The sequence below is a fragment of the Allobosea massiliensis genome (genome assembly GCF_042655245.1).
GTDB classification, from domain to species: Bacteria; Pseudomonadota; Alphaproteobacteria; order Rhizobiales; family Beijerinckiaceae; genus Allobosea; species Allobosea massiliensis.
Genome location: NZ_JBHSLU010000003.1, coordinates 104581 through 116681, shown reverse-complemented (window position 1 = coordinate 116681; position 12101 = coordinate 104581). Strand labels below are relative to the sequence as shown.

Here is a 12101-nt window from a genome sequence, read left to right as displayed (position 1 = left end):
AGGCCCTTCCAGCCGACCGGTTTTGTTGCGTCAGTCGTTGTAGAGTGAGTTGTCGGGCCCCGCGTCATGCATATCGCGCCGTCCTTTCCCAATCTGTCGGTGCTCCTGATCGATCCGAGCCCGCATTACCGGCGCATCGTGCGAACGATGCTCTACCAGGCGCAGCTGCATCGCATCTTCGAGGCATCGGACCTCCCCTCCGCCGCGACGATGTTCATCCAGAAGCAGCCGAACATCGTGATCCTGGACTGGGACCTGCCGGATAATGGCAGCACCAAATGTCTGGCTGCGATTCGCTCCTTCAAGACCTCGCCCTTCGCCAAGGCTCCGGTGCTGGTGATGATGGAGAAGCCGGACCGTCGCTCCGTCGTGCAGGCGGCAAAGCTCGGCGCGCACGAGATCATCACCAAGCCGATCTCGCCCAACAACCTCTGGCTCCATCTCTCGGGCATCATCAACATCCCGCGCAAGTACCGCGAGGCGAATGGCAGCATCACGCTCGTCCCGCGCGCCATCAGCAACGCCATCTTCTGACAAATTCGGCAGTATTCCCTTGCCCTTGACGCAGCGTCAAACGCCCTGCTGTGGCACTCCGGACACCCCCCTGCCCAAAAAGTTGACGCTACGTCGTGTGGTTAGGGAAATTTTTACCAGTCTGCCGCGATGCTGATTGGCGCAATCCTGGGTCGTGTCACATGGTCATCACCGTATCGCTCCCCGCCTTCCTCGGCCGCTCCGAAGCGGCCACCTTCCGCAACCAGTTGCTCGTCGCGCTGGAGCAGAAGGAAAGCATCGCCGTGGAATGTGCCGAGGCCGGGCCGCTGCCCAGCCTGTGGATCCAGCTGCTGCATTCCGCCGCGACCAGCGCGAAGGCGCGGGGGCTGTCCGTCTCGCTGAGGGCAGCTTCCGCGGAGTGCCGCGAATCCCTGCGGGCGATCGGTTTCGATCCCGCTCACAGCGCTCTCGTTCTGGAGTGATTTGAATGCGCATCCTCGCCATCGACGACACCAAGACCCTGCTCAGTCTGCTCAGCCTGACTCTGCGCAATGCCGGCCACGAGGTGGCCGAGGCGGAGAACGGTGAGGAAGGCTTGGTGAAGTTCGACCAGTTCAAGCCCGACCTGGTGATCACCGATCTCAACATGCCGCTCATGGACGGCATCGAGTTCACCCGTGCCTGCCGCGCCCGCCCGGCCGGCCAGAACACGCCGATCATCGTGCTGACCACGGAAAACGGCGCCGAGATCAAGGCGGAGGGTCGTCGCGCCGGCGCCAGCGCCTGGATGGTCAAGCCGTTCGAGCCCAACACCCTGCTCGGCCTCGTCGCCCGCTACCAGAACTGAGGCCTGTCCATGGATCCGTTGGCCGAACTCAAGCAGACTTTCTTCCAGGAGTGCGAAGAGCTCCTGGGGGCGCTCGAATCGCGCCTGCAGGCGCTGGACGAAGGCTCGACGGACCCTGAGGATGTCAATGCCGCCTTCCGCGCCATTCACTCGATCAAGGGCGGCGCGGGCGCCTTCGGCTGCACCGAACTGGTCTCCTTCGCGCATGTCTTCGAGGCCTCGCTCGACCATCTGAGGTCGGGCCGCGTCGCCATCGAGGACGCGCCCTTCACGCTGTTCCTGCGCTGCTCCGATGCCGTCGCGGACCTCGTCTCCGCCGCCCGCAACGACGAGCCGGCCCGGCCGCGCCCCGATCTGCTGGAAGCGCTCGAGCAGGTCGGCAAGGCTCCCGGCGAGGCGCCGAAGGCCGCCGCTCCGGCGCCCGCCGCGCCCGCGGCCCCGACCGCGGCGAGCGATGATCCGCCCGGCGTCGCGGCGCTCGGCAATTTGCTCGCCATGGTCGAGGCCAAGACCGCGGCCCCTGCCGACTCCGGCTGGGACGACGCTCCCGCCGCTTCGCAGAAGCCCGGCCGCGATGTCGTGCTGCGCATCTCGCCGGAGGCGGACCTGTTCCGCCGCGTCATCGAGCCCCGCGTCGTCTTCGCCTCCCTGCCCGCCGATGACATCGTTTCGATCGCCTGCGATCTGAGCCATGTCCCGGCCCTGGAGACGATCGACGTCTCAGACTGCTTCATGCGCTTCGTCGTGACGATGAGGACGGAGCTCTCGGTCGAGGAGATCGCGAGCCGCTTCGACTTCACGCTGGCGACCGAAGAATTCCAGATCGAGATTCTGTCGGAGGCCTCCGCCGCAGCCGCCGCTCCGGCCCCGGCCGCCGAGGCCGCCCCCGCCGCACCCAGCGGCGAGGTTCCCGGCTCGGTTGCGGCCGATCTCTCGGCCATCCTTGCCAAGCTCGGCCCGGCCACGGCCGCGGCCGCGCAGCCCGACATCCAGCCGGCTGCGCCCGCGCCGGCTGCGAAGCCCGCCGCCGAAGCACCGGCCGCGCCCAAGCCTGCGGCCCGCGCGCCTGCCAACGACGCCGCAGCCGCGCGCCAGCGTCAGGCCGTCAGCGTCCGCGTCGATCTCGACCGCATCGACAAGCTGATGAACCTGGTGGGTGAGATCGTCATCACTCAGTCCATGCTCGTCGAATGCGTCCGTTCGCTGCCCTACGACGTCTACGCCAAGACCGCCGAAGGCATCCTGACGCTCTCGCGCCAGACCCGCGAGCTGCAGGACCACGTCATGGCGGTGCGCGCGCAGCCGGTTAAGGCCGTGTTCCAGCGCATGCCGCGCCTCGTCCGCGAACTGGCCCAGACGCTCGGCAAGGAAGTGCGCCTCGTGCTCGAGGGCGAGAACACCGAGGTCGACAAGACGATCATCGAGGAATTGGCTGATCCGCTGACCCATATGATCCGCAACTCGATGGATCACGGGCTGGAGACGCCGGAAGACCGCATCGCCGCCGGCAAGAGCCCGGAAGGCACGATCAAGCTGATCGCCGAGCATCGCGCCGGGCGCATCGTCATCTCGGTTACCGACGACGGGCGCGGCATCGGCCGCGACAAGCTGCTCGCCAAGGCCCGCTCGCGTGGCCTGGTCGGTGCCGACGAGAAGCTCGCGCCGGAGGAGATCGACCAGCTGATCTTCGCCGCCGGCCTCTCCACCGCCGAGGTCATCAGCGACGTCTCGGGCCGCGGCGTCGGCATGGACGTGGTGCGCCGGAACGTGGAATCGCTCGGTGGCCGCATCAGCGTCGATTCCGAGCCGGGTCGGGGCTGCAAGTTCACCCTCGCCCTGCCGCTGACGCTGGCCGTGCTCGAGGGCATGGTCATCCGCTGCGGCTCGGACCGCTACGTCATCCCGATCGCAAGCGTGATCGAGACGCAGCACCTGGCCTCGACGCCGATCGAGCATCTCACCTTCGGCCAGGAGGTGCTGCGCTGGCGCGGCGAGATCACTCCGCTGCACCGCCTCGGCGCCGTGATGGGCTCGTCCGGCACGCGCAACGAGAACATCATCATCATCGCCGAGACCGAACGCGGCGACAATGTCGGCATCGCGGTCGACGAGATCGTCGGCCAGCAGCAGGTCGTCGTGAAGAGCCTCGAAGGCAATTACGGCACGGTCCACGGCGCTTCCGCCGCGACCATCCTGGGTGACGGCCTCGTCGCCCTCATCCTCGACGTCGACTCCATGCTCCGCCTCGCCGCCTCCGGCGAGCGCAACCCCGCAACCGAACTGAAACTGGCTGGATGACCATGACCCTGCAACTCGGCGAAAAGCACTTCTCGTCGGCGCAGCCGGAATCCGCGGCGCGCCGGATCGTGACCTTCAAGGTCGGCGATCGCACCTTCGGGATCGATGTCGGAATGGTCCGCGAGATCAAGGGCTGGCAGGCCACGACCCCGCTGCCGCATGCGGCTCCGCATGTCCGCGGCGTGCTGAACCTGCGCGGCGTGATCCTGGCGGTCTACGACCTGCGTACCTCGATCGGCCTCGGCACCACCAACGCCACCGCGACCCATGTGATCGTCGTCGTCGATGTCGAGGACAAGGTCGCCGGCCTGCTGGTCGACTCGGTGTCGGATATCGTCGACGTGCCGGTCAGCGCGGTTCGCCCGGCGCCGGATCTGGAGCGTGACGAGCACGGCCTGATCGAAGGGCTCGTGCTGCTCGACACCGACATCGTCGCGCTGCTCGACCTCGCGGCGGTGATCCGCGACGGTGGCGCCGAGGGTCAGCAGGTGGCGAAGGTCGCCCGCGCAAGCTGAACCTCAAGCAAAGACGGGCCCGAGGAGTGGCGTTGCAGGAAGCGCGGGCCGAACAAGAAACGACAGAATCAATGGGCAGCGCCCTCGGTCCATCCACGCGAACGGGTTTCGAGACCCCGCTCCTCGTCGCCGCCGCCGCGCTCCTGGCCGGCGGCGCGGCCGGGGGTCTCGGTTATCAGGCTGCCCTCGGCCATCTCGACGCCGTTTCGCTGATCGGGCTCGGCGTTGCTGGGCTCGGCGCTATCGTTGCGTCCAGCTGGGCCGTTTCCCGTCGTATACACCATCCGATCCGGAGCTTGCGCGAGGCCGTTCTGCGCAGCGCCGCCGGTGAAAACGTTCCAGCTCCCTATCTCGACCGAGCCGACGCCATCGGCGATCTCGCCCGCCAGCTGCAGGCGCTTCAGGATGCGGGAGATGAATCCGCCCGTCTGCGCGCCGCGCTCGACGGCTGCCGCACCAGCATGATGGTTTGCGATGGCGAAGGCCGCGTCGTCTACGTTAACGCCGCGCTGTTGCGCTTCTTCGGCGAGGCGCAGGAGGATTTCCGCCTCGCCTTTCCGGGCTGTTCGGCGAAGGACATGCTCGGCCGCGTGATGGAGAGCGTGCAGGCGCGCGCGGGATTCCAGACCGGGACGCAGCCGCCGATCCGCTTCACGCTCGGGCGCCGCACGGTGTCGCTGTCGCTGACGCCGGTGAACCGGGCCGATGGGCACCGCCTCGGCACCGCCGTCGAATGGGACGAGACAACCGATGAGCTGACCGCCGCTGCGGAAGTGGCCGAGATCGTTGCAGCGGCGGTTGAAGGCGATTTCTCGCGCCGGGTGCCGCTCGCGGGGAAGTCCGACGCCTTGCAGCGCATCGCAGAGGGCATGAACGAGATCAACGCCGTGGTCGAAAGCGCGGTCGGCGAGTTTGCCGCCGTCGTCGGCGGACTGGCGGAGGGCGATCTGACCCGTCGCATGAACGGCAACTATCGCGGCCGCCTCGCCGAGCTGAAATCGGACCTGAATGCCGCTTTGGCGCATCTCGAAGAAACCGTCGCCACGATCCAGGGCACGGCCGGCCATGTCGCCCGCGCGGCTGCCGAGATCGACAGCGGTGCCGGCGACCTCGCGGAGCGGACCGAGCAGACCGCCGCCAATCTCGAGGAAACCGCCGCCACCACCGAGCAGCTCGCCGCGTCGGTGAAGCACAGCGCCGGGCGCTCGCGCGAGGCGACCGACCTCGCCAACGAGGCGATGGGCGTCGCGCAGGACGGCAAGGACGTCGTGTCCCAGGCCGTGGGCGCGATCGAGCGGATCGAGAGCTCCTCGGAGCGGATCTCCGAGATCGTCTCGGTGATCGACGACATCGCCTTCCAGACCAATCTGCTGGCGCTCAACGCGGCTGTCGAGGCTGCCCGCGCGGGCGATGCCGGGCGCGGCTTCGCGGTGGTCGCCTCGGAGGTGCGAGCACTCGCCCAGCGTTCGGGCCAGGCCGCCAAGGACATCAAGGGGCTGATCGTCAGCTCGAACGAACAGGTCGGGGAGGGCGTTCGCTTCGTGCGCTCGACCGGCGAGGCGCTGGAGCGGATCGTCACGGCGACCGGCAAGGTCTCGGCCACGATCGTCGAGATCTCGCAGGCCGCGGCCGAGCAGGCCCACGGCATCGAGGAGATGAGCCGCGCCGTCGCCCAGATGGACGAGACGACGCAGCAGAATTCGGCCTTGGCCGAGCAGAGCGCCACCTCGGCGACCGAGCTGATGAGCGAGATCGCGACGCTGCGGCGTCTGGTTTCGTTCTTCCGCGCGGACGGCGCGCCGGTGCCGCAGCCCGTGGCCGTCGCTGCGCGGGCTCCGGTGGAGACGCCGCGGGTGGCGAGGCCGGCGGCGCCGGTCCGACCGGCCGCGAAAACACACGAAACGCGCCGGCAGGAGCCGGCGACGAAAACCTGGCAGGAGCCACGCCGGCGTGTCGCCGGCGGCGGACGCGCCGATGACTGGGCGGAGTTCTAGTTCCATGTCGAGATCCAGTGCCGCGCTGGCTCAACCGCAACTGACCGACGTCACGCTGACGCGCGACGACATGGGCTTCATCTCCAAGCTCGTCTACGAGCATGCGGGCATCGTCATCCGCGAGCACAAGGAGGCGATGACACGCGGGCGCCTCGCCCGGCGCGTCAAGGCGCTCGGCCTACACTCCGTCGCGGAATACTGTGCCTATCTGAAGACGCCGCAGGCGGCGGATGAAATCCCGGAGCTGATCAACGCGGTCACGACCAACCACACCTCGTTCTTCCGCGAGCGGCACCATTTCGACCATCTGCGCAAGGATGTGCTGCCGCGGCTGGTGCAGGAGCGCAGCGGACGTCGGGGCCGCATCCGGATCTGGTGCTCGGCGGCGTCCTCCGGCGAGGAGCCCTACAGCATCGCCGCGGTCTCGCGCGACGTGCTCGGCAACCGCAGCGATGTCGACTTCAAGATCCTGGCGACTGACATCGACACCGACATCCTGGCCAAGGCCGAGGCCGCGGTCTATTCGCCGGACCAGTTCGACCGGCTGCCCTCCGATGTGAAGCCGCTGCTCAAGCTGGAGAACTCCAGCCGCGGCGAGGCGCGCATCAGCGAGGATCTGCGCCGGATGATCGCGTTCAAGCGGCTGAACCTGATCGAACGCTGGCCGATGAGCGGCCCCTTCGACGTGATCTTCTGCCGCAACGTCTTCATTTATTTCGACACGCAGACCAAGGCCTCCATCCTCGATCGCTTCGTCACGCTGCTCGCGCCGGGCGGGTTTCTCTATCTCGGCCATTCCGAATCGCTGCCCCAGCCCCACCCTCAACTCCGGCTGATCGGCCGCACGATCTATGAGAGACTGCCATGAGCGTCGCGCGTTCCTCCCGCCGCTATTTCGATCCGCGCTTCGAGGCGACCATCATCACGGTCGCGCCGGGCGAGCATGAAATCACCGCCGCCAAGGACGAGATCGTGGCGACGGTGCTGGGTTCCTGCGTCTCGGTCTGCATGCGCGATCCGCAGGCCGGGGTGGGTGGCCTCAACCACTTCCTGCTGCCGAAGAACAACGGCGCCTCCGACGCCAGCGCCGGCGAGCGCTATGGCGACACGGCGATGGAGGTCCTGATCAACGGGCTGTTGAAGCGCGGCGCCAGGCGAGGCAATCTGGAGGCCAAGGTCTTCGGCGGTGCCCGCGTTCTCTCCGGAGCGACGATGCTGGCGATCGGCGACGGCAACATCGCCTTCGTGACCGAGTTCCTCAATCGCGAGGGCATCCCGGTCGTCTCGAAGGATGTCGGCGGGACGCGCTCGCGGCGCATCCACTACCAGCCCTCGACGGGGCGGGCCTGGGTCCAGCACGTCCAGTCGACGGCGCGTGATCCTGAGCACCAGCAGGAAGTCGCGTATCTCAACCGGCTCAAGACGCAGCCCGTGGCGGGTGAAGTGGAGGTCTGGTGATGACGGGCATGACCCCTTCCGCCGGCAGTCCGGTCAAGGTTCTGGTCGTGGACGATTCCGTCCTGATGCAGAAGCTGATGACGCAGATCATCGACGGCGCGCCCGGCTTCAAGGTGATCGGCATCGCCGGCAGTGCCGAAGAGGGCTGGGACAAGATCCAGGAGCTTCGTCCCGACGTCGTGACGCTCGATCTCGAGCTGCCCGGCCGGCACGGCCTCAAGCTGCTGGCGCGCGTGCTCAAGCAGGATCCGCTGCCGGTGCTGATCGTCTCGGCTTTCGGCGGGCCCGGCGCCGACAACACGATTCAGGCGCTCGAACTCGGCGCGATCGACTTCATCGAGAAGCCGGACGGCACGACGCACACGCTCGAGGGCTTCATGAAGCATCTGGTGGGCGCGCTCCAGCGCGCCTCGGCCAGCCGCCGCATGTTCGCCTCGCGGCGCGAGAGCGCGCCCGCCCGGGTAGCGGCGCCGCGCGAGCCGGTAAGGGCAGGGGGCAAGGCCTCCTTCATCGCCATCGGCGCCTCGACCGGGGGCGTGCCGGCGGTGCAGGTGGTGATGCGCGATCTTGCGCATCTGCGCCTGCCGATCGCGGTCGTCCAGCACATGCCGCCGGGCTATACGGCGAAGTTCGCCGCGCGCCTGGCCACGGCCACGGGGCTCGACGTGCGCGAAGCGAGCGACGGGGACCGGCTGAAGCCCGGCATGGCGGTGGTCGCGCCCGGCGGGCCGCGCCATCTCGAGATCGAGGAGCGGCGCGGCGAGTTCGTCTGCGCCCTGCGCGAGGGGCCGCTGGTCAGCGGGCATTCGCCCTCGGTCGACGTGATGTTCCACTCGGTCGCGCGCAGCATCGGCCAGCATGCGATCGGCATCCTGCTGACGGGCATGGGCCGAGACGGCGCTGATGGTTTGTTAGCCATGCGCAAATCGGGCGCGGAGACGTTAATCCAAAGTGGGGAAACCTGTGTGGTAAACGGGATGCCGAAAGCGGCGTTCGAGATCGGTGCCGCCGACCGGGTTGTGGCCCTCGACCAGATCGGGGCCGCGGTGAGCAACCTGCTCGGCGAGCGGTCGCATCTGCGGTCCGCGTAAGGAGATCGTGATGAAGGCGAGAAGCGAGTACAGGATCCTCGTGGTCGACGACCAGAAGAGCATGCGCGGCCTCGCGACGTACTTCCTGAAGCAGATCGAGTTTCAGGACATCGACGAGGCCGAGAACGCGCGCGAAGCGCTGATGAAGATGCAGACGAAGCGCTATGATCTGCTTCTGCTCGACTGGAACATGGACGGCATGAGCGGCATCGATCTGCTGCGCGCCATCCGCTCCGTGCCGGAGCTGAACCAGATCAAGATCATCATGGCGACCTCGGAGCGCTCGGTCGACAAGATGGACGAGGCGACCTCAAACGGCGCCGACCATTACGTGGTGAAGCCCTATGAGTTGCGTGACCTCGAGGTCCGCGTGAAGAAGGTGCTGTCGCTGAGCAACTGAGCGGCGCCGGCCGGTTCTTCCGGCTTCGTCCGCTCGTCTGCGAACGAGACGAAACGTGCCCCGGGCCGAAAGGTCGCGGGGCACATCCGTTTTGGACCGGGCGACGTATAGGGCATGATCTGCAACGCCGGGTGGTGTAATGCCGCCCGCCAGCCAGGAGGGATCATGTCATGACCTTGCGGCGTCGAGAGGTTCTGGGGTGGCTGGCGGGAGCTTGTGCCCTGCCGGCAACGGCGGGCGGCGTCGCGGCCCAGGCGACAACCACGGCCTCCTCCTTCACCTTCACGCGCGCCGGCGGCGGCCGGATGCCGCTGGCGGATTACCGTGGCCGACCGGTGCTGATCGTCAACACCGCGACGAATTGCGGCTTCGCCGGGCAGTTCGCCTCGCTGGAACAGCTCTGGCAGCGCTATCGCGCCCGCGGCCTGATGCTGATCGCCGTGCCGAGCAATGATTTCGGCGGGCAGGAGCCGTTGGAGGGTGCCGCCATTGCCGAGGCCGCCCGCCAGACTCACGGGGCGACCTATGCCTTCGCCGAGAAGAGCGTGGTGAGGGGGCCCGACGCCCATCCCTTCTATCGCTGGGCCGCGGCCCAGCGCCCGAGCGAAACGCCGCGCTGGAACTTCCACAAATACCTGATCGGCCGCTCCGGCGAGCTGCTCGGCGGCTATTCCTCGATCACCGATCCGATCGGGCCGCAGCTGGTGCGCGCGATCGGCCAGGAGCTCCAGGCAGGCTGACGACGCAGACGGGACGAGCGCGGCGGACATGGGAGCGGGATAGGCGGCTGGCACCGATTTCGCTAAGCCGCGTCGTCGCCCCCGCCTGCCGCCGAGGTTTTCCATGTCCCGCATCGTGACCGTCGCCGCCGCCCAGCTCGGGCCGATCCAGAAGGCCGAGACGCGGGAGCAGGTCGTGGCGCGCATGCTCGCGCTGATGGACGAGGCGAAGGCCAAGGGCGCTGACCTCATCGTCTATCCGGAACTCGCGCTGACGACCTTCTTCCCGCGCTGGTACCATGAGGACCGTGCCGAGGCCGATGCCTGGTTCGAGGCGGCGATGCCCAACCCGGCGGTACAACCGCTGTTCGACCGCGCTCGCGCGCATGGCATGGGCATGAGCTTCGGCTATGCCGAGCTGACGCCCGAAGGACGGCATTTCAACAGCTCGATCCTGGTCGACAAGAGCGGCACCATCGTCGGCAAGTACCGCAAGATCCATCTGCCGGGCCATGTCGAGTACGATCCGACGCGGGCGCATCAGCATCTCGAGAAGCGCTATTTCGAGCCCGGCGATCTCGGCTTCCCGGTCTGGCGGACTATGGGCGGACTGATGGGCATGTGCATCTGCAACGACCGGCGCTGGCCCGAGACCTATCGCGTGATGGGGCTGCAGGGCGTCGAGATGATCGTCCTCGGCTTCAACACGCCCTCGGTCAACGGCCACAAGGCGAAGGAGGGGATGGCGCAGCGCCTGTTCCACCATCGCCTGTCGGTGCAGGCGGGCGCCTACCAGAATTCCTGCTGGGTCGTGGCGGTCGCCAAGGCCGGCAGCGAGGACGGCCACCATCTGATGGGGGGCACGCTGATCGTGAACCCCGACGGCGAGATCGTCGCCGAGCTGGAAGGCGAGGCCGACGGGGTGATCGTCCACGCCTGCGATCTCGACGATACCCGCTTCGGCAAGCAGACGATCTTCGACTTCAAGATGCACCGGCGGATCGAGCATTACGGGCCGATCACCGGCCAGGTCGGCGTGGTCGAGCCGGAGTGAACCGATGAGCGCCTTCACCGTCGCCTTTTCCGAACTCGCCCCGCGCGATCGCTACAAGCTGCTCTGCGCCAGCGTGACGCCGCGCCCGATCGCGCTCGTCACCAGTCTGTCGCCGGACGGCGTGGTGAATGCCGCGCCCTTCAGCTTCTTCAACGTCTTCTCGGAGGACCCGGCGCTGATCGTGCTCGGGCTGCAGCACCGGCCGGGCAACAATCCGAAAGACACGACCCGCAACATCGCCGGGGCGGGGGAATTCGTCGTCAACCTCGTCGATGAGGGGATGGCCGAGGCGATGAACATCTGCGCGGTCGATTTCCCGCCCGAGATCAGCGAGATCGATGCGGCGGGTCTGTCGCTGAAGCCCGGCGTCTCGGTCGGCGTGCCGCATATCGCGGAAGCGCCCTTCGCGCTCGAATGCCGCAAGACGATGTCGCTGGTGTTCTCGCCGACGCGCGAGATGCTGATCGGCGAGGTCGTCCGCATCCATGCCCGCGACGGCCTCGTCGATCCCGCGACGCTGCGCGTCAGCCTGGACGATTACAAGCCCGTCGGGCGGATGTTCGGCGACGGCTATGCGCGCCAGAACGACCGCTTCGACCTGACGCGCGGCACCTATGCGGAGTGGCTGGCGCAGCGCCAGGGTTGAGCCCGTCTTCGCGGGAGGCTGTCAGGCTTTCGGTTTCTGACCCGGCCGGAAGGCGACGATCACCGCCGGGTCGGTCTCCAGGTAGGGGCCCTCGATCAGGTCGATGCAGTAGGGGATCGCCGGCATGACCGCATCGAGGCATTCCGCGATGGCGCGCGGACGGCCGGGGAGATTGACGATCAGGCTGCGGCCGCGAATGCCGGCGGTCTGCCGCGAGAGGATCGCGGTCGGCACCTTGGCGAGACTGACCTGCCGCATCAATTCGCCGAAGCCGGGCATCGGCTTCTCGACGACATCCTCGGTCGCTTCCGGCGTGACGTCGCGCGGGGCAGGGCCGGTCCCGCCGGTGGTGACGATCAGGCAGCAGCCCTCGCTGTCCGCCAGCTCGATCAGGGTCTGCGCGATCAGGGCGCGGTCGTCGGGGATAACGCGGGCGACCGGCGCCCAGGGCGAGGTCAGCGCCTTCTCGAAATAGGCCCGGATGGCGGGGCCACCCTCGTCCTTGTAGATCCCGGCCGAGGCGCGGTCCGAAACCGTGACGATGCCGATTCTTATGCCGACGTCCATGTCCTGCCCTCCACTGC

At 67.7% G+C, this 12101-nt stretch carries 14 protein-coding genes; 13 read left to right on the top strand and 1 reads right to left on the bottom strand.

Annotation, left to right across the window (positions count from 1 at the left end; all coding sequences use genetic code 11):
- The first annotated feature begins 66 nt into the window (after positions 1 to 66).
- The 13 genes from ACFPN9_RS00795 (at position 67) to ACFPN9_RS00735 (ending at position 11517) form a co-directional block, all read left to right on the top strand.
- A complete protein-coding gene (locus ACFPN9_RS00795; protein ID WP_066722081.1) occupies positions 67 to 534 on the top strand; it encodes a response regulator in 468 nt (155 codons plus the stop codon).
- A 161-nt stretch (positions 535 to 695) separates the two neighbouring features.
- A complete protein-coding gene (locus ACFPN9_RS00790; RefSeq protein ID WP_066722083.1) occupies positions 696 to 977 on the top strand; it encodes an STAS domain-containing protein in 282 nt (93 codons plus the stop codon).
- 5 nt (positions 978 to 982) lie between these two features.
- Positions 983 to 1342: a response regulator gene (locus ACFPN9_RS00785; RefSeq protein WP_066722085.1), complete on the top strand. Its 360-nt coding sequence runs from the start codon at positions 983 to 985 to the stop codon at positions 1340 to 1342.
- A gap of 9 nt (positions 1343 to 1351) precedes the next feature.
- A complete protein-coding gene (locus tag ACFPN9_RS00780) occupies positions 1352 to 3640 on the top strand; it encodes a chemotaxis protein CheA (protein ID WP_066735058.1) in 2289 nt (762 codons plus the stop codon).
- On the top strand, positions 3637 to 4155 hold the full coding sequence (locus ACFPN9_RS00775) for a chemotaxis protein CheW (RefSeq protein ID WP_066722089.1): 519 nt from the start codon (positions 3637 to 3639) through the stop codon (positions 4153 to 4155). The genes ACFPN9_RS00780 and ACFPN9_RS00775 overlap by 4 nt, the downstream gene beginning before the upstream one ends.
- A 71-nt stretch (positions 4156 to 4226) precedes the next feature.
- Positions 4227 to 6149, top strand: coding sequence for a methyl-accepting chemotaxis protein (locus tag ACFPN9_RS00770; RefSeq protein WP_066722091.1), 1923 nt, complete (start codon positions 4227 to 4229; stop codon positions 6147 to 6149).
- A 4-nt stretch (positions 6150 to 6153) separates the two neighbouring features.
- Positions 6154 to 7017, top strand: coding sequence for a CheR family methyltransferase (locus ACFPN9_RS00765; RefSeq protein ID WP_066722093.1), 864 nt, complete (start codon positions 6154 to 6156; stop codon positions 7015 to 7017).
- On the top strand, positions 7014 to 7607 hold the full coding sequence (locus ACFPN9_RS00760) for a hypothetical protein (RefSeq protein WP_066722095.1): 594 nt from the start codon (positions 7014 to 7016) through the stop codon (positions 7605 to 7607). The genes ACFPN9_RS00765 and ACFPN9_RS00760 overlap by 4 nt, the downstream gene beginning before the upstream one ends.
- Positions 7607 to 8698 carry a chemotaxis-specific protein-glutamate methyltransferase CheB gene (gene cheB, locus ACFPN9_RS00755; RefSeq protein WP_066722097.1) on the top strand — a complete coding sequence of 364 codons (1092 nt, stop codon included), beginning with the start codon at positions 7607 to 7609 and terminating at the stop codon, positions 8696 to 8698. The genes ACFPN9_RS00760 and cheB overlap by 1 nt, the downstream gene beginning before the upstream one ends.
- A gap of 10 nt (positions 8699 to 8708) precedes the next feature.
- On the top strand, positions 8709 to 9098 hold the full coding sequence (locus tag ACFPN9_RS00750; protein WP_066722099.1) for a response regulator: 390 nt from the start codon (positions 8709 to 8711) through the stop codon (positions 9096 to 9098).
- Positions 9099 to 9268: 170 nt separating this feature from the next.
- On the top strand, positions 9269 to 9838 hold the full coding sequence (locus tag ACFPN9_RS00745) for a glutathione peroxidase (protein WP_066722104.1): 570 nt from the start codon (positions 9269 to 9271) through the stop codon (positions 9836 to 9838).
- 103 nt (positions 9839 to 9941) lie between these two features.
- Positions 9942 to 10871 (top strand): N-carbamoyl-D-amino-acid hydrolase, encoded by a 930-nt coding sequence (locus ACFPN9_RS00740; protein ID WP_066722106.1) that lies wholly within the window; start codon positions 9942 to 9944, stop codon positions 10869 to 10871.
- Positions 10872 to 10875: 4 nt separating this feature from the next.
- Positions 10876 to 11517 carry a flavin reductase family protein gene (locus ACFPN9_RS00735; RefSeq protein ID WP_066722108.1) on the top strand — a complete coding sequence of 214 codons (642 nt, stop codon included), beginning with the start codon at positions 10876 to 10878 and terminating at the stop codon, positions 11515 to 11517.
- 21 nt (positions 11518 to 11538) lie between these two features.
- On the opposite strand, the gene mog is transcribed toward ACFPN9_RS00735, so the two are convergent.
- On the bottom strand, positions 11539 to 12084 hold the full coding sequence (gene mog, locus ACFPN9_RS00730; RefSeq protein WP_066722110.1) for a molybdopterin adenylyltransferase: 546 nt from the start codon (positions 12082 to 12084) through the stop codon (positions 11539 to 11541).
- Positions 12085 to 12101: the final 17 nt, after the last annotated feature.